The sequence below is a fragment of the Corynebacterium sp. KPL2861 genome (genome assembly GCF_040225475.1).
In the GTDB taxonomy this organism is placed as follows: Bacteria; Actinomycetota; Actinomycetes; order Mycobacteriales; family Mycobacteriaceae; genus Corynebacterium.
The window spans coordinates 31,795-49,052 of record NZ_JBEHFW010000013.1 but is presented as its reverse complement, the minus strand read 5'-3'; the positions used below and the strand labels follow the sequence as shown (position 1 = coordinate 49,052).

The window sequence follows — 17,258 nt, the reverse complement described above, 5'->3', positions numbered from 1 at the left end:
TCATGAGGCGAAAAAGCTGAGGCAGCCTTCAGCAGCTCATTAGTGTCGCGTAGCTGGTGATTTTCACGGCGCAGCCTCGCGTTTTCGGCGGCCAAATCTTCACACACAGGTTCTGGGATGTTTCCCGAACGGCGGGCCTGCTGGGTCCATTGACGAGCCGTGTGCCATGAAACCCCCAACTTTGGAGCTACTGCCTGGCACGCAGCCTGCTTCGACATGTTTTCTGCCAGGATGCGAGAGCGTGTCAAGTTGTTTGTGTGTGGGGCTAGGTTTATAGGTATTTGTCGAAGCGGGCGGGAAAGGCTACGGCCATTTGGTTGATGGCTTGTTTCCAGCCGGAAACTCGGGCTCCTTCCACGAGCCTGCTGGCGGTAGCCGAGGCTCGTTTGCCTTGTTTCGCTCTCTTTGCGGCTCGTTTGTCTTCAATGTTGCAGATCATCAACCACAGCGTCTTGAGCGCGGATTCATCGTTAGTGAACTGCACCCTGTTGCGGGTGGCTTTACGCAGCTGGTTGTTAAACGATTCAATGGAATTCGTTGTATAGATGACCTTCCTTGCTGCTGGTGGGAACTGCAAAAATGGCACGAATCTATCCCATGCGTCCTGCCAGACCTTGACCGACTGAGGATACTTCACACCCAGTTCAGACTCGGAAAATTCCTTCAACGCTGCTTCTGCCGTGGATTCATCAGTAGCCGTATAAACCTTCTTCAACGCGGCTGATACAGCCCGGCGATCCCCGTAGGCCACCCATCGATTCGCGGCACGTATCAGGTGCACGATGCAGGTTTGTACCATGGAATTCGGCCAGGTTGCCTCCACTGCTTCTGGTAGGCCTTTCAGCCCGTCACAGCAGACGATAAAGACGTCTTTGACCCCGCGGTTAGATAAGTTGGCGCACACGTGTGCCCAAAAGGAAGCACCTTCTTCTTTGGCAATCCACAATCCCAAAATATGCTTGATCCCGTCGAGGTCCACCCCGATTGCCATGTACGCGGACTTGTTAACTACCCGGCCGCCGTCGCGGACTTTAATGCGCAACGCATCCAGGAATATCACGGGGTAGAACTCGTCTAACTGGCGGTTTTGCCAGATCATGACCTCATCCAAGACTGCGTCTGTAACCGCCGAAATCGTCTCATGGGAGATATCAACCCGCATCGCAGTTGCCATATGGTGCTGGATATCCCGAATGGTCATTCCGCCGGCATATAAGCTGACAATCATATCGTCAACATCTGTTAGCCGCCTAGAGCCTTTGAGGAACCATGGTTGGGATAAACGTCCCGGCCCGGTCTCGTGGAACATCAATGTTTACTGGCCCGTAGTTAGAATCCACGGTTTTCGGGTAGGTGCCGTTGCGGTGATTGTCTGTTTCAGCAGTAGCTTTAGCTGCTCTATCGCCGGGCTCATAGCCTAGGTGGGCATCCATTTCAGCATTCAAACCCCGGGTAATTGAGGCTTGCAACATGCCCCGAACTAGGTCGTTGGCATCCGTGGTGGACGTGCCTAGCTCATCAATCAGTTTCGCGATTTCTGGGTTAGCAAGCAGCTTCTTTTCAATCGCATCAATCTTGGCCTTATCAGCCGGATCTCGTCTCGCCATAGTAGTCATTCTGGTTCATCTCCTTATGCGGGTTAGGTTCCCACACACAAACCATTAGACACTCTCGGATGCGATCCTCCACCAAGCGAACGACGCGGTCCTTGGCATCCTGGTCAAATTTTCTTGGCATGTTCCAGATTTTCCCATCTACTCAAACGGAACAAAACCTGGGACACTTCACAGCACGCGTTTACAGGCACTGCAGTCGCAGAAACGCTCCAACACCTCATCGACACCTACGGGCCACCCGCATCCACACTCACCGACAACGGACTGGTCTTTACGGCACGACTCACAGGTCGAAAAGGAGGCCGCAACGCATTCGAGAAAACCCTCAACCACCACCGCATCCAACAGAAAAATGGTCGTCCAGGCCATCCCCAAACTCAAGGAAAAATCGAGCGCTTCCACCAAACACTCAAAAAATGGATCAACGCCCGACCACCCGCTAAAGCCGTCGCTGAACTGCAGACACTCCTCAATGAATTCCGCGACTACTACAACACCACACGCCCCCACAAAGCCCTAGGCCGACGCACCCCACACCAGGCCTATACCACCGGCGCCAAAGCCAACCCAGCCCACAACCCGACACAAGAATGGCGCACAAGAAACGACGTCGTCTGGGACAACGGCAAAACCACCGTGCGCTACGCCGGCAAACTCTTCCACCTAGGCATCGGCCGCAAATGGAAGAGAAAGAAAATCCTCATGGTCATCGCCGACAACCACGTCATCACATCACTAGCCGAAACCGGCGAAGTCATCACCGAACACTACATCGACACCAGCCGCAACTACCAAAAGCCCTACTGGAAACAAGGAGACCCACCCCTAGACCCCAAATAACAACAAAACCGGCATCTCAGAACAAAAAGAAACTGAGATGCCGGTTTGTCAACGATGTCGCGACTCACCCGTCAAGCATGTCGCGACTCATGACAGTGGAGCCGACGACGGGAATCGAACCCGCGCCAGCAGCTTGGGAAGCTGCAGTTCTACCATTAAACTACGTCGGCACTGCGCTAAATGCGCTTTCCCTACTATACACCTTAGGTAGGGGATTGAGTAGAATCGGGTCCGTGCTTCTTTCAGATCGTGATATTCGTTCCGCCGTTGATTCCGGAGAGCTGGGCATCGAGCCCTTTGATAGTGAGCTTATCCAGCCTTCTTCCGTTGACGTGCGCTTGGATAAGTACTTCCGGGTATTCAATAACTCTCGCTATACCCACATTGACCCCAAAGCGGAGATGCCGGAACTTACCACCTTGGTGGAGGTAGAAGAGGAGCAATCCTTCATTCTCCACCCCGGTGAGTTTGTCCTTGGTGCCACGCTGGAAAAATTCACCCTCCCGGCTGACCTGGCTGGACGGCTGGAGGGAAAGTCCTCGCTGGGGCGGCTGGGCCTTTTGACCCACTCCACTGCGGGCTTTATCGATCCCGGCTTTTCCGGGCACATTACTCTAGAGCTTTCCAATACCGCGAACTTGCCCATTGCGCTGTGGCCGGGGATGAAGGTGGGCCAGCTGGCTATCTTTAAGATGACCTCGCCGGCGGAAAGCCCCTATGGCACGGGTGCCTTGGGATCGAAATACCAGGGCCAGCGCGGGCCAACGCCATCAAAGTCTTACCTGAACTTCCGCAGGGATTAATCTGGTATTTACATAAAATCTCTAGGATGAGGTTTTATGCGGATGACTGTTATTGGCACCGGTTACCTGGGTGCCACCCACGCCGCCTGCATGGCGGAATTGGGGCATGAAGTTTTAGGCGTCGATGTAGACGAGGATAAGATCGCCGTCTTGCAATCGGGCAAGGTTCCCTTTTTTGAGCCAGGGCTACCGGAGGTGCTCGAACGCAATATTGATGCTGGGCGCTTAGGGTTTAGCACGGATTATGACGAGGCCGCGCAATTCGCCAACGTGCACTTTCTCGGCGTGGGAACCCCGCAGCGCCGCGGTTCTTATGCAGCGGATATGACCTACGTTAAGGCCGTTATCACGGACTTGGTGCCCAAGCTGCGTGGGGAGCACGTCATCTTTGGTAAATCCACCGTTCCGGTAGGCACGGCGGCGGAACTACAAGAACTGGCGGATGGTTTGGCGCCCGAGGGAACCCGCGTGGAAATCGCGTGGAATCCGGAATTTTTGCGCGAGGGTTATGCAGTGCACGACACCATCACCCCAGACCGCATCGTGATTGGTACCCGTGAATCAGAATCGCGCGCGGAGGAGCTTGCCCGCGAGATCTACGCACAGCCGCTAGCACAGGATACGCCCTTCATCGCGACCGACCTGCAGACCGCAGAGTTAGTAAAAGTCTCCGCCAACGCCTTTTTGGCCACCAAGATTTCTTTCATCAATGCGGTCTCTGAGATTTGTGAGATCGCGGGTGCTGATGTGGTGGCGCTGGCGGATGCCATTGGCATAGACAAGCGCATCGGCCGCAAGTTCCTGGGCGCGGGCCTGGGCTTTGGCGGTGGTTGCCTGCCTAAGGATATTCGTGCCTTTATGGCGCGCGCCGGTGAGCTCGGCGCCGATCAAGCGCTGACCTTCCTACGCGAGGTGGATGCGATTAATATGCGCCGGCGCGACCGCATGGTGGATCTGTCTAAAGAAGCCTTCAATGGCTCGCTCTTGGGCCACCGCGTTACCGTGCTGGGCTGTGCCTTTAAGCCGAACTCGGACGATGTGCGGGATTCCCCGGCGCTCTCGGTCGCTGGGTCCTTGTCCTTGGCGGGTGCTGCGGTGACCGTCTATGACCCCGAGGGCATGGACAACGCCAAGAAGGTTTTTCCCACCTTGGACTATGCCGCCGATACGGAATCTGCTTTGCGGGAGGCGGAATTGGTCATCCTAGCCACCGAGTGGCAGCAATTTAAGGAGCTGGACCCGAACGAGGCCGGCGAGCTCGTGGATAATAAGCACATTATCGATGGCCGCAATGTGCTCGACGTTGCGGCTTGGGCCAACGCCGGCTGGAAGATTCAGGCGCTGGGCCGCACGCTTTAACGGCGGCGCGACGGGACCGTAAACGCGGCAATCAGCGTGGTAATCGGTACCGCTAGGGTCAGCGCCATGGCGCCGACGCCGGAGCGCAGGAGCTCGGTGGCGACGAGATCGCTGCTGAGGATTTGCCCCGCGGGGCGTTCGGCGGCGGTGATGAGCAGAAGTAGGGGCAATGCGGCGCCGGTATAGGTCAAAATGAGGGTATAGACCATCGAGGCAATGTGGTCGCGGCCGACCCGCATGGCGGATAAGAAAAGCTCGAGCGGTGAGGCAGCGGGATCGGATTCGTGCAGCTCGGTGATGGTGGAGGCTTGGGCAATGGCGACATCGGCAAGGCTGCCCAACGCACCCACGACGAAGCCGCACAGCAGCACGCCCAGGATGGAAACATTGGGCATATACAGCAGCAGCTTGAGGTTATCTTCGGAGCTATAGCCTTGCAGCTGCGAACTATCGATGGCCGCCCACGCAAGGAACGCGGCGATGGCAAGCGCGGTCAGGGAACCGCCCACCGCGGAGGCGGATTTCCAATTCACGCCGTGGACGAGGGGAACGGCAAGGAGAATGATGGCGGTACAGGCGGCGAGCGCTCCCCACAGGGGATTGGTGCCTGCGATGAGCGCTGGGATGAGGAAGCTAAAGACGATGCCAAGGCTTAACCCCAGGCCGACGATCGCGCGCACCCCATGCCAGGCCGCGAAAGCGATGATGACAATCGCGATGACCACGCCCCAGAGGAGGAGGCTATTGCTGCGCTGATAATCGGCAAAGGCATACGATACGGATCCGGTGGGATCGGTGGCCTTCGAGAGCACGATTTTATCGCCTGGCTGCAAGTCTGGGTCGCCCGCGTTGCCGAAGGTGACCAATTGGGTCATCTTTCCCTCATCTTCGCCGGAGGTGATTTTCACCAGCGCCCGGTCGCAGTCCACCTCTTCCTTTTCCGGAATCAGCGGCGGGGTATCGAAGGCCAGGCCGGTCTGTTCCGATTGGCACGCCGAATGGTCGGTCTTCTCCACAGTTCCCTCGACCTGCGGGTGGTTCAGCGCGTAGGTGGACTCGAACTCCTCCGAGGTGTGATCAGAGGCGGCACTAGAGGGCCAGAGTAGGACGAGGCCTATCAGCATGGCGATAAGGGTCGCACCGATGGCGGTGACCAGGCCAATGCGCCACGGGTGGCCGGATACCTCCTGGGCCAGCTGAATTGGATTTAAGCGTTCTACCGTTGACCGGTTCTGCGCATGCCCGCTGGGCCCCGACCGACGCTGCGCTTGCCGATGCCGCGAAGCCGAGCCCGAAGTGGAATTAGAAACCGAGGAATGCCGTCCCATACGATGTATTGTGAACGATTATCACTGCAATTGCCAATCGCCTGCTGGGGTGCTATTGGCGGTAGCTTACTAAGAAATTGCCCAAGCGTTCGATGGCGTTTTCTAATTGGGAGGCCCAAGGCAGCGTGACCACGCGGAAGTGATCCGGGTGCGGCCAGTTGAAGCCGGTGCCTTGGACCATAAGGATCTTTTCCGCCTTGAGGATGTCCAACATGAGTTTGGAATCATCGTGAATGTCATAGACATTGGGATCCAAGCGTGGGAAGAGATACAACGCGCCCTTCGGCTTTACTGCGGAGACACCCGGAATTTCGTTGAGTTTGTCATAGGCGATATTGCGCTGGCGCAGCAATCGTCCCCCAGCCCCGGTGAGCTCGAAGATGGATTGGCGGCCGCCCAGCGCCACTTGGATGGCGTGTTGCGCGGGAACATTCGGGCACAGGCGGGTACCTGCCAGCAATTCGAGCCCCTCAATGAGTCCGTACGCATGATGCTTCGGGCCCGTAATGACCATCCAGCCCGCGCGGTAGCCGCATACTCGGTAGGCCTTGGACAGGCCATTAAAGGTAAAGGTCAAGAGATCGGGGGCCAGCGAGGCGATGGAGATATGCTTCGCATCGTCATAAAGGATGCGGTCATAAATCTCATCGGCCAAGATGAGTAGGTTGTGCTCGCGCGCGATATCCACGATTTGTTGCAGGACCTCGCGCGAATACACCGCACCGGTTGGGTTATTCGGGTTGATGACCACGATGGCCTTGGTCTTTTCGGTGACCTTGGATCTAATATCCTCGATAGACGGATTCCATTCATCTTCCTCATCACATAGGTAGTGCACTGGGGTACCACCGGCCAGCGAGGTTGCTGCCGTCCACAGCGGGTAATCCGGCGCCGGGATGAGAATCTCATCGCCATTATTGAGCAACGCCTGGGTGGTCATGGTGATGAGCTCGGATACGCCATTGCCCAAGAAGACATCGTTAATATCAAAAGGTGGGAAGTCCTCGAGCTCATAGCGCGTGACGATGGACCGGCGGGCCGAGCTAATGCCTTTGGACGTGGAATAGCCCTGGGAGGTGGGTAAGGCGCTGATCATATCGCGCATGATGACATCGGGTGCATCGAAACCAAATACGGCAGGGTTGCCGGTATTGAGCTTTAAGATGGTGTGGCCATCTAGCTCCATTCTCTCCGCTTCCGCTGAGACCTCACCGCGAATATCGTAGGCGATGCCTTTTAGTTTTTCGGACTGGTCAAAGATGCGGGGTGTGGGAGAAGTCATGGCCATATTGTGCCATCTTTCACAGCGCTAAGAAGGATTGCAGCGCAACTCAGTGCTATTTTTTATTCCACTTGCTGATTTGCTTCTTCGCCATTTCCATAGCTTGACCAGTAATTTCACCGGCCTGCTGGCGGCGCTCGGCCCACATTTTCTTCTCTAATTCTTTTTGGTGCGCCCGCTCGTGAGCCGTCAGTGCACGGATTTCGCGCTGTTGTTGGCGCTCAATTTGCCGCACCGACGGGGCATGCCACGATTGCGGGCCTATCTTGGCCACGTACAACAGGATCCACACGATGGGAATGAGCGCTGCGGCCGCGGCGCCGCCCGCCAGCAGCCACGGGCTATTCATGGTGGCGCTCAGCGCGACAAGAGTAGGCGATGCCGCGAGCAGAACCACCGAGCTGGTCAGCGCGGTAGCGATGCGGGGCTTTTTCGCGGCATTAAAGGCGCGGTCCACATCGCCTTGGGAGTAGATCTTTACCTCTTGCGAGCCGGTCGCAGGGATATCGCTGAAGATCGGTGCCAGGTCCTTCTGAGTCACGGCCTGCATGACGCTATCGGAGCGCTCCTCAAACTCGTCCATGGACAAGCGGCCTTCGCCCACTGCGCGGGCTAGATCGGTCAGGGCATCGTTGCGCTCTGAATCGGATAAACGCAGTGTCCGGTCATAAGGGGAGGATCCGTAGCTATTAGTCACAGTCACCATAATAGACAAGCTGATTCAAAAAGAATATGCCCTGCCACGGTGGCAGGGCATGGCTTCTAGCGTGGAGTACACAGGCTAGAGTTCTTGCGACTCTTCTTCCTTATCGTCCTCGTCAGAATCCGGTTTCTTCTGTGGATCGGATTCATCAACCGTCTTGGAGTCCTTCCTTCCCACCAAGTTGGCCAGGAACGGGAAGATGGCAACGGTCAATGCGCCACCGGCGACGAAGATCGAGGCGGTTTCTTGCTTCATCAGTTCGGAGTTAACCGCCAGCGAGGTTACGGCGACGATGATCGGCAGGCCGGTCGCCGTGTACAAGCTGACCTGGAGGCGCTCGCGCACCGTTTCAATTTCGGAGCCGGTATGGCCCACATTTTCGCGCAGGAATACCGGCAGGCCGCGGGTGACAAGAATAAGCGCCGGGATGCCCAGTACCTTCCCCGGGTTATTAGCGATGGTATCCCAGTTAATCGTCATGCCAGAGACCACGAAGAAGACCGGGATGAGCATGGAGTGAAAGACCACATCGAGGCGGTGTTCTAGCCGGCGATGGAATTCATCCGGAATGATGCGGTTCAAGATAATGCCGGCGGCGAAGGCACCCAGCACGATGTCTAGCTCAAAGACCGCCGTGACGGCCATGAGCGTGGCAAGGATCAGAATGATGAGGCGCAAAATGGTCTGGTTGGTGGAACCCGCACCGGAGATAAACGCCGCTTTAACCCACGGAATCGTCGTGGCAATGGCCGCCGGCATGATGGCGACGGCCACGGCGATGCCGATGAACGCAAGCATAATTAGCAGCGTGGTCCACGTGGAGCGCGTGCTCAGCAGCAGCGCCATCGCGGTAATGGGGGCGACCTCACCAATAGCACCGTGAATCATGACCGATTTGCCCACTTTGGTCTCGAGCACGCGGTCCTGCTTCAACATGGGTTGCAGCGTTCCCAGTGCCGTGGACGTCAGCGCGAGCGCCACCACGATGGCACCTGGGACATTATCGACCAAGAAGTACGCACCGATGCCGCAAGCCACGAGGCAGATAAGCCAGGTGGACAGCGCGGTTCCCGCCTCTTTGGTCTTGAGCGTAGAAATCTCGATCTCAAAACCGGCGAGCAAGAACAGCGCACCAACGCCCAGCTCTTTCAGCATGCTGATGCCGGCATCCTCATGCGCGACATCCAAAAGCGATGGGCCGATGACCATGCCAAAGATGATCAAAAGGGCAACGGCCGGCAGCCGGTTGCCCAACATGAACGACACTATGGGCGCCAACAGCGCCGCTAACATGATCCAGGCAAAGGAAACGAGGCTAGTGGTGTTTTCCGTCGCACCCGCTGCCAGAACAACAGTATCCGCAGCCCATCCCACATCTAAATGCATGGATCACAGCGTACGCACTCATCCCTGCACATGCCTACTCGGTATTCGTGTCTTTCGGCGGCGTGGGTGGCTTCGGCGGTTCCGGTGGCTTGGGGGCCTTGGGAGGCTCTGCGCTTGCCGATGGCGCCGGTGGTGCAGGCGGAGTGGATGGCGCGGACGGCGCGGACGAGGCCGGCGGAGCCGGCGGGGCTGGCGGGGCTGGCGGGGCTGGCGGGGCTGGCGGCGCAGCTGCCTCGGGTTTTTTGTCAGCCTGCGGTGGCTTTGGCGCTGCCGGAGCCTGTGGTGCCTTGGCAGCTTGCGGATCCTTTGGCGGTTGTGGAGCTGCAGGTGGTTCTGGCGCAGCCGATGCTTGCGATGCAGCGCGTGGCTGCGGGGCACTAGGCGGTTGGGGTGCCGCGGGTGCTTTCGCATCTGGAGCAGCCGGCGGAGTCGGGGCACCTGGAGCTGCCGGAGCCTTCGGAGCCGCCGGGGCACTTGGTGTCGAAGAAGAACCCGGAGCCGCTGGGGCCTTAGGAGCCTTTGGCGGCGTGGGAGCACCCGGTGGGGTTGGTGCGCTGGGCACGGAGGGGGCACTCGGTGCAGAAGGTGGAGTAGGTGCCGCCGGGGCATTAGTGGATTTCGGGGCACTCGGTGCGCTGGGTGCGTTGGGTGCCGAAGGATCCTTGGGGTCCGCCGGTGCCGAAGGAGCCGGTGCGGATGGAGCCGCAGCATTGGGAGCCGCCGGAGCCGTCGGAGCAGAGGGTGTGGCTGGGGCAGAGGGCGCGCTTGGAGCTGCCGGTGCCGAAGGAGCAGAAGGCGCGGAGGGCGCAGCAGGTGGAGTGGCAGCGGTGGGGGTATTGCTGGAGGAGGGGGCATCGGCAGGCGTGGGTGCCTTGGGGGATTCAGCGGTGGTGGTAGCTGAGGCCGCACGGTGGCGCACTGGGGTGCCCAAGAAGGCCTTGGGGCGAGGCTCTGGAAGGGTGCCCTTGTCATCCAGGGAAATGGAATTGCGCAGCATGGTGGCCACGTCGTTGACCTGGGTGGTGGGGGTGGACTCGGCGGCCAGAGACTTCACACCGCCGGTCATCATGACATTGCAGAACGGGCAGCCAGTGGCGATTTCCTCGGCGCCGGTCTCTAGTGCCTGCTCCGTGCGGAACTCATTGATGCGAGAACCCAGCTTTTCTTCCATGAACATGCGGGCGCCGCCGGCGCCGCAGCAGAAGGCCTCATCGCGGGACTTGTCCATCTCTCGCAGCTCGACGCCCGTGGCCTCGAGAAGCTCGCGTGGTGGATCGAAGACCTTATTGTGCCGGCCTAAGAAGCACGGGTCGTGATAAGTGATGGGCTTGCGGTTTTCTGGGGTGCGCGGAACAGGCTGCAGCAGCTTCTCGCGCACCAAGCGGTTGAGTAGCTGCGTGTGGTGGAAGACATCGAAATGCCCGTCGAAGTCCGGGTACTCATTGCGGATGGTATTAAAGCAGTGCGGGCAGGTCGTGATGATTTTCCGCTGGCCTTCCGGCACGCCCTCGAAAGCGTTATTGAGGGTTTCCACGTTTTGTTGCGCCATCATTTGGAATAAGAACTCATTGCCGGCGCGGCGGGCGGGGTCGCCGGTGCAGGTCTCACCCGTAGAAAGCACGCCGAACTTTACGCCGGCGGTGTGCAGTAGATCCACGACGGCGCGGGTGGTGCGGCGGCCATTGTCATCATAGGCACCGGCGCAGCCGACCCAGAGGAGGTATTCCATATCGGAGAAGTCGGCGGCGTCCTCGCCAATGATGGGTACCTCGATGCCATCGGCACGCGCCTCATCAATCCAAGCGCGGCGCTCGGAATTATTGCGGCCCCAGGGGTTGCCCTTGGTTTCCATGTTCTTAAATAGGCCGGTGAGCTCTGAGGGGAAATCGGATTCCGCCAAGACCTTGAAGCGGCGCAGGTCTGCAATATGGTCGATGTGCTCGATATCAGTGGGGCACTGATCCACGCAGGCCCCGCAGTTGGTGCAGGACCACAGGACGTCATCGTCGATGACACCAGCCATCGAGAGCACATCGAGGCCCTCGTGCGGGTTGTAATTATCTAGCGCACCTTGACGCAAGTCCATCATGACCTTTTTGGGGCTGAGCGGCTTATCGGTATTCCAAGCCGGGCACAGCTCTTGGCAGCGGCCGCATTCAGTGCACGCGGTTGAATCCAGCAGCATCTTCCAGCTGCCAGGGGTGATGTCTTCTTCCAGGTCCGGGGTGGGCAGGGATTTAAGCGCCTTATCCCCAGAGGTATTGCGCTGGAAAAAGATATTGAAAAACGCCATGAAGCGGTGCCACATGACACCCCACTGGAAATTGCGGGCAATAAAGAAGATGAAAAGGAGCCCGGATAGCAGCTTGACCAAGGCGAAGAAGCTGACCAGTGCCGGGGACTCAGGCAGTGCCTTAGCTAAGTGAACGGTCAAGAAATCCGCGACTGCGGAACCGCCACCAAAGGCCGCGATCTTGGAAGCTTTGACCAAGAGCATGCTGAGGCCCTCGATGAATACAATGGCCTCTACCCACCGGGCCGCCGCCGTTTGGGAGTTGAAAAAGCGGCTGCCGCGCTCGGTATCGCCTAGTTTCAGGCGCACTCCGATGAGGAAGCAGATGCCCAGCACCGTGCCGATGCCAAGTATTTCTTCTACAAAGTGATACACCGGCCAGGTGCTTAAGCCAGGCCACCCTTTATCCGGGGCGAAGGTTTGGATATAGGCCTCAAACCACACCAGGATGCCGAATAAAAAGCCCACCATGACCGCCCAGTGAGCGGCATTGACCAATGGCTTTCCCTTGAAGTGGGTGTGGCCGAAGACCTCTACCAGCACGCGCCCGAGGCGTTTTAGAGGGCTATTGGTGCGCTCTAGTTGGGTTGGCCCGCCCGAGCGGATGAACTTAATGAGCGCGCCTATGCGGGCGAAAAAGTATAGCCACACCGGAATCGATGTGGCTATAGCAATCCAACCGGACACGGTTGTCATTCGTGCTCCTTCACTACTGATGCTCCACGTTGTTATCTACCTTAAAGCCTCAAGGCGCCATCGTGGGAGTCAGTATTCAGTAACTATGAGTGAAGGGATATTGGCCTTAGTAGTGGAAGCCGCCTTCAGCTTCCGCCTTCTCAAAGGCGCGGGTAGCGATAGGAACCATACGTGCCTTACGCGGGAGGACGGAGAAGACTCCACGGACGGCACGGGAGAAGATCTTGAGCTTGCGCTCATCCTTCTTGGTCCACTCCCAGCCAAGCTTGTTGCGCAGCTTGTCCGGAATCATGCCGATAGCAACCCACAACAGCAGACGAGATGCGTAAGGTGCAATGGGCTTCCACAGCCAGTTGGGCACCTTGGGATCTGGGGTGTCGAGGGTAAGGCCGTTGATGATGCGAGAGCGCTCGATGGTTTCGCTGATATCGAGGGTATCGATCATGTTGTCCACGTACTCTTCAAACTCAGCGTACGTCTTTGGCGCATCGTCGGGCTCTGCAACCTCGTAGAAGGTGTACCAGGTACGGGTCTCCTGGAAGAGCTGCTCGCGCTCCTCTGGGGTCAGAGGATCCATGAAGTTGCCGGCCAGCTGGTACGGCATTGCAGCGAAGGTGGCGTGTGCCCAGTAGTACACATCCGGGTTCAGCGGGTGGTAGCGGCTTCCATCTGGGTGGGTGCCCTTGATGTCCTTGTGGAAGTCACGAATCATGACGCCAACTTCAGGGCCTTCATAGATCGTCCGGATGATCGGGAAGGCGGAGCGAACCAAGCGTGCAACCTCGTTATCGAAAACGTTCGAGTGCTGCACCAAGGACCGGCTGACGTCACGCTGGGCAATCTGCAAAAGACCAGCAGACAGTGCGACGAATGCGGAGCGCCAGTCACCAAAGCGCTGCCACAGGATGGAATCTGGACCCAGCTCAGGCAGGTTATCGGTGTTGTTATCTGCAGGTTGGGTGTGCTTGTCGTTTACAGTGCTTTCAGGATTGCTCAGAGTAGTCATTATGCCTCCTTAAGGGCAGTAGCGGACTTTTGTTGATTCTGGCGTTCGGACGAGGCGGACTCAGGGGCGTAGTTGGATGCTCGCTTGAAATCGTGGGCCGGTGCATCGAACCCTGCGAGCACTTCGCGGATTCCGCGTACGGTACCGGGCTGAACCAACCACTTATCGTGCTTGACGGTTAGTTCTCCTGGTCCACGAATCTCGAGCTGGCGGACGTAACGGCGGCAGTGATCGGCGCGGGCTTCGATGACAGCCAGTGGGCGACGCTTGAGGTAAGAGTCGCGCGGGGTGGGGCCGTCAACAAAGAGGGCATTAGGCAGCCCAAATACCTCTACACCGTGGTGCAGGTACATGTCATCGACGCTGGCCTTTGACCGTCCCGGAACGGAAATCCACGGGGATTCCTCGCCGGTGGCGCGAATCAACACATCGAAAGTTTGGGTTTCCTGACCGGAATCACCGAGGTAGGAGATTTCCCATTTGCCTTCTGCGCGGTCGAATTCGGCACCCGTAACGGCGGTGGAACCGCGGAACTCGGCGCCACTGGCAGCAACAGCCTCTTCAAGGTGGCGTACTACAGAAGCTGGCGACCCGTCAGTTTTCGTGAGGCGGAGGTACGGGGTACGGAAGTGGTACTTCCGGGAGACCTTGGTGGCATCAGCGGAATTGAAGTGACCGCCGATGTGTGGTTCTTGTTCAAAAAGAACGGTGTCGAATCCAGAGAATGCGCATTCAGAAGCCGCGGCGCATCCGGCTACTCCGGCACCGACGACTGCGACGGTCGGTCGGCGGTATGGCTTGAACATACTGTTCCTTTCGAGTTTCACAGGGCGCTTACGGCCGCTGTGTATTGGCAATTTATGTACTCAGAGAGAACACAATTTGTGGATATGTTGTGATAGTACACATATACCCAACAATTGTGAAGTGGGTTACTGGATTTAAAGGCTGGCTGGTTATGCTGCGCAGTGCTTAGGGGAGGAAGCGCAAGGCCTTTCCTAAGCGCAACGCGGAGCTCAGCAGGGTGCCGTAATACTTATTGGGAAGCCAACTTGGCCCGCGCATCGGCATGATCCTTTGCGAGGAAATATTCTTCGCTTCCGTATATTTGGTCAGCCCCTCGTGGCCATGGCGGCGGCCAACGCCGGACTCCTTGACGCCACCCAGCGGGGTGGAAATCGAGGCCCACGTGGAGGCGTAGCCATCATTGATGGTCACGCTGCCAGCATCGATTTTCTCGGCGATGCCCTGCGCGGTCTCGGGTTGGCCGAATACAGAGGAGTTCAGGCCGTAGGGCAATTTATTTGCCTGCTCGATGGCCTCTTTAACATCGCGCACGCGTTGCACATACACCACTGGGCCAAAGACCTCTTGCTCGGCAAGCTCGGTGCCTTCACCCAAATCAGTGAGAACCGTGGGTTCAAAGTGGTAGGGGCCAATATCCGGCCGGGGCTTGCCGCCGGTAATAACGGTGGCACCCTTTTCTACCGCATCATCGACGAAGTGCTGCACCACATCCAATTGGTTCTGGCCGATGAGAGAACCCATCGTGTAGTCCCAGTTCAAACCGGAACCAAGTTTGATGGACTCGGTTGCCCGGCGGAATGCGGTAATGAATTGATCGAAGATGGCATCGGGCACGTAGATGCGTTCAATCGACACGCACAGCTGGCCTGAATTGGAAAAGCAGGCGGTAGCGATGGTGTCAATATACTTGTCGATGTCCGCATCCGGCGCGATGATCATTGGGTTCTTGCCGCCCAGTTCTGCGGAGTATCCAACGAGGCGCTCGCCTACGGTGGTGCCCAAAATCTTGCCGGTCTTGGTGGAACCGGTAAACATCAGGTAATCGCAGCGTTCGGAGATGGCGGAGCCGACAACTCGGCCGGAGCCGGTAACGATCTGCAGCAGATCCTTCGGCAGTCCTGCTTCCTTCAAGAGGTAGAGGGAAATCAGGTTAGAAAATGGGGTGGATCCATCGGGCTTGGCCACAACGCCATTGCCGGCAAGTAGTGCCGCAACGGCATCGGAGATGCCCAATGCTAATGGGTAGTTCCACGGGCTGATTTGCCCCACAACGCCCTTAGGAACTCGCTGCAAGTGAGTTTTGGTGATGAGCGGAAATGCGCCCGGCTGCTTCTGAGTGGCCAGTAGCTTTGGCGCATTATTTGAGTAATAACGCGCGTTATTTAGTACATCGAGTACCTCATCAAAAGCGGCCGTGCGGTCCTTGCCGGTTTCCAGTTGGATGAAATCCGCCAGCAGCTCGCGGTGTTTAGCCACGAGGTGGTGGAAGCGCTTCATTACCTTTACGCGCTGCTTAACGTCGGTGTCGGCCCAGGCCTTTTGGGCCTGACGCGAACGGCGGAAAGCCTCATCTACGTCTTCTTCGGAACCTACTCCAACCCATCCTAATTCTTCTTCGAATAGGGGGGAATGGACCGCTTGGTGTTCGCCTTTATCCAGCGAACCAGTGGAGTAGTTAGTGGTGAGATGTTGTAGCTCAGTCAGTAAATGCTGTGGCAAGGGCCGTTCTTGTAGACGGCGTGGTAAAGACATGTAATGCACGCTCCAGAAAGATCAATGAAAAGGTTCGTGAGCTAAAAAGCTCACGAACAATTGGGAAGCCGGTGTGTTTTAGAACGGGCAGCCGGCAGCACGGCGTGCGGCTACTGCATCATCGGAATCCGGCTTGTCGGTAGATTCCGCGGTGGCAGCAGAGTCCTTAGCTTGGGCGGCGTTGTAGCCTTGGATCTTCTTCGGCTCCTTGTACTTGCCCTCAATCATGCCGTTCTTGATCATCAAGGAACGACCAGGCTCCATGTAGCGCTTGTCCTCTGGGAGGTGGTCCATGATGAAGCGAACGGACTTGGCGATGCGGTCGAAGCGCTTTTGGTCGCGCTTGGTCCACTTCAGATCCAAGATGTCGCGGTACTTCTGCGGCAGGGTAGCCACAGTCAACCAGATGGCGCTGCGCATAATGGGCTTCCAGATAACCTTCCATACGGCCTCTGGAACGCCTTCCGGAGCCTTGACCGGCTCTACGCGTGCGGTGCGCAGTGCGAAGTCAACGGTCTGGTTGCGCTCGAGCACGGTGTCTGCCATGTCATCCATGTACTTGATCAAGTCATCGTAGTTATCAATGACCGGACGCTCAGACATGCCGTACTTGTCCCACCAAGTCACGCCCTCGCGAACGATCTGGTCGCGCTCTTCCTTGGTGAACGGAGTACCGAAGAGATCTTGGGCGTAGATAACGCGGTAGACGAAGGTAGCGTGTGCCCAGTAGTAGGTCTCTGGGTTCAGGGAATGGTAACGCTCGCCATTTTGCAGCGTGCCCTTAATGGTGACGTGGTAGTCGCGGATACGCTCACCGATGTCCCCATCATCGTAGATGGACTGAATAATCTGCGGCGTAGAGCGCTGCAGACGGGCGAAAGGTTCGTCGAAGAACTTCGAGTGGTCCAAAAGGGACTGACCAATCGCTGGGTGCATATTCTGCAAAATGCCGGTGTAACCGCGCAGCAGCTGCAGGCGGTTGTCCGAGCCCCACTTCCACAACAGGGAATCCGGGCCCAAAGGAGCGCGCCGCAGTTCGCGCTTTTCTTCCTTCTTGTCCTGAGCGTTTACTTCTTCTGCACCGGACTGAGAGGAATCAATGTGGGTATTTTCTTCGTTTGCCTGTGCATTTTCGGGTTTCAGTGAGTTGGACAATTCGACCCTCCTTAGTCGATAAAATCTGATGGTTGTGTAGCGTAACACACACCGGTGCGCACCTATTACATGGCGCACAAATTTGGGGGTGCAACGATGTGCGCTGCAGGTTTAGTGGGGGATCGGAAGTTGACAACGGCAGGGGGTGCGATAATCTTCATTAAACATATGACTTGGGCTACACCGTTGCGGGCGTATTTAATTGCACCCCTATTTGTGTGACGTGTCTCAG

Annotated in this window: 11 protein-coding genes, 1 tRNA gene and 3 pseudogenes; 3 read left to right on the top strand and 12 right to left on the bottom strand. The window is 57.5% G+C overall.

The genetic code is table 11. From position 1 onward, the window contains the following. A pseudogene (locus ABRP84_RS10285) lies at positions 1 to 248 on the bottom strand (transposase); the annotation flags it as partial. A gap of 23 nt (positions 249 to 271) precedes the next feature. Next, a pseudogene (locus ABRP84_RS10280) lies at positions 272 to 1,607 on the bottom strand (IS256 family transposase). 189 nt (positions 1,608 to 1,796) lie between these two features. Between ABRP84_RS10280 and ABRP84_RS10275 the strand changes: the two are divergent. Beyond that, positions 1,797 to 2,456, top strand: a pseudogene (locus tag ABRP84_RS10275) (integrase core domain-containing protein); the annotation flags it as partial. Positions 2,457 to 2,552: 96 nt separating this feature from the next. On the opposite strand, the gene ABRP84_RS10270 reads toward ABRP84_RS10275, so the two are convergent. Further along, positions 2,553 to 2,626, bottom strand: a tRNA-Gly gene (locus ABRP84_RS10270). Between the two features lie 63 nt (positions 2,627 to 2,689). On the opposite strand from ABRP84_RS10270, the gene dcd reads away from it, so the two are divergent. Together dcd and ABRP84_RS10260 are read left to right on the top strand one after the other, a co-directional pair. Then, positions 2,690 to 3,259, top strand: coding sequence for a dCTP deaminase (dcd, locus tag ABRP84_RS10265; RefSeq protein WP_349853663.1), 570 nt, complete (start codon positions 2,690 to 2,692; stop codon positions 3,257 to 3,259). A gap of 36 nt (positions 3,260 to 3,295) precedes the next feature. Beyond that, complete coding sequence (locus ABRP84_RS10260; protein WP_349853661.1) at positions 3,296 to 4,618, top strand: UDP-glucose dehydrogenase family protein; 1,323 nt, start codon at positions 3,296 to 3,298, stop codon at positions 4,616 to 4,618. Here the strand turns inward: ABRP84_RS10260 and ABRP84_RS10255 are convergent. The 9 genes from ABRP84_RS10255 to ABRP84_RS10215 all read right to left on the bottom strand — a co-directional run bounded on the left by ABRP84_RS10255 (position 4,615) and on the right by ABRP84_RS10215 (position 17,026). Further along, positions 4,615 to 5,742, bottom strand: a complete 1,128-nt coding sequence (locus ABRP84_RS10255; protein WP_349853665.1) for a YibE/F family protein — start codon at positions 5,740 to 5,742, stop codon at positions 4,615 to 4,617. The two genes, ABRP84_RS10260 and ABRP84_RS10255, sit on opposite strands and share 4 nt — an antisense overlap. A gap of 256 nt (positions 5,743 to 5,998) precedes the next feature. After that, positions 5,999 to 7,228 (bottom strand): pyridoxal phosphate-dependent aminotransferase, encoded by a 1,230-nt coding sequence (locus tag ABRP84_RS10250; RefSeq protein WP_349853660.1) that lies wholly within the window; start codon positions 7,226 to 7,228, stop codon positions 5,999 to 6,001. Positions 7,229 to 7,283: 55 nt separating this feature from the next. After that, positions 7,284 to 7,934, bottom strand: coding sequence for a DUF1707 SHOCT-like domain-containing protein (locus tag ABRP84_RS10245; RefSeq protein ID WP_349853659.1), 651 nt, complete (start codon positions 7,932 to 7,934; stop codon positions 7,284 to 7,286). 75 nt (positions 7,935 to 8,009) lie between these two features. Next, entirely contained in the window at positions 8,010 to 9,317 is a 1,308-nt protein-coding gene (locus tag ABRP84_RS10240; RefSeq protein ID WP_349853658.1) for a cation:proton antiporter, read from the bottom strand. A gap of 34 nt (positions 9,318 to 9,351) precedes the next feature. Next, on the bottom strand, positions 9,352 to 12,306 hold the full coding sequence (locus ABRP84_RS10235; RefSeq protein WP_349853657.1) for a (Fe-S)-binding protein: 2,955 nt from the start codon (positions 12,304 to 12,306) through the stop codon (positions 9,352 to 9,354). Between the two features lie 106 nt (positions 12,307 to 12,412). After that, positions 12,413 to 13,312 carry an oxygenase MpaB family protein gene (locus ABRP84_RS10230; protein WP_349853656.1) on the bottom strand — a complete coding sequence of 300 codons (900 nt, stop codon included), beginning with the start codon at positions 13,310 to 13,312 and terminating at the stop codon, positions 12,413 to 12,415. Beyond that, the gene (locus ABRP84_RS10225) at positions 13,312 to 14,118 is read right to left on the bottom strand and encodes an NAD(P)-binding protein (RefSeq protein ID WP_349853655.1); all 807 of its coding nucleotides are present in this window, start codon (positions 14,116 to 14,118) and stop codon (positions 13,312 to 13,314) included. Before ABRP84_RS10225 ends, ABRP84_RS10230 begins: the two co-directional genes overlap by 1 nt. A gap of 166 nt (positions 14,119 to 14,284) precedes the next feature. Beyond that, entirely contained in the window at positions 14,285 to 15,871 is a 1,587-nt protein-coding gene (locus ABRP84_RS10220; RefSeq protein ID WP_349853654.1) for a succinic semialdehyde dehydrogenase, read from the bottom strand. A gap of 78 nt (positions 15,872 to 15,949) precedes the next feature. Continuing rightward, complete coding sequence (locus tag ABRP84_RS10215) at positions 15,950 to 17,026, bottom strand: oxygenase MpaB family protein (RefSeq protein ID WP_239269260.1); 1,077 nt, start codon at positions 17,024 to 17,026, stop codon at positions 15,950 to 15,952. Between the last annotated feature and the right edge of the window lie 232 nt (positions 17,027 to 17,258).

Bases quoted from the DNA above. Each gene is read 5' to 3' on its own strand.
- ABRP84_RS10240 (WP_349853658.1), bottom strand. From the start codon at position 9,317: ATGCATTTAGATGTGGGATGGGCTGCGGATACTGTTGTTCTGGCAGCG.
- ABRP84_RS10260 (WP_349853661.1), top strand. From the start codon at position 3,296: ATGCGGATGACTGTTATTGGCACCGGTTACCTGGGTGCCACCCACGCC.
- ABRP84_RS10225 (WP_349853655.1), bottom strand. From the start codon at position 14,118: ATGTTCAAGCCATACCGCCGACCGACCGTCGCAGTCGTCGGTGCCGGA.
- ABRP84_RS10220 (WP_349853654.1), bottom strand. From the start codon at position 15,871: ATGTCTTTACCACGCCGTCTACAAGAACGGCCCTTGCCACAGCATTTA.
- ABRP84_RS10235 (WP_349853657.1), bottom strand. From the start codon at position 12,306: ATGACAACCGTGTCCGGTTGGATTGCTATAGCCACATCGATTCCGGTG.
- ABRP84_RS10230 (WP_349853656.1), bottom strand. From the start codon at position 13,312: ATGACTACTCTGAGCAATCCTGAAAGCACTGTAAACGACAAGCACACC.
- ABRP84_RS10255 (WP_349853665.1), bottom strand. From the start codon at position 5,742: ATGCTGATAGGCCTCGTCCTACTCTGGCCCTCTAGTGCCGCCTCTGAT.
- ABRP84_RS10250 (WP_349853660.1), bottom strand. From the start codon at position 7,228: ATGACTTCTCCCACACCCCGCATCTTTGACCAGTCCGAAAAACTAAAA.
- ABRP84_RS10245 (WP_349853659.1), bottom strand. From the start codon at position 7,934: ATGGTGACTGTGACTAATAGCTACGGATCCTCCCCTTATGACCGGACA.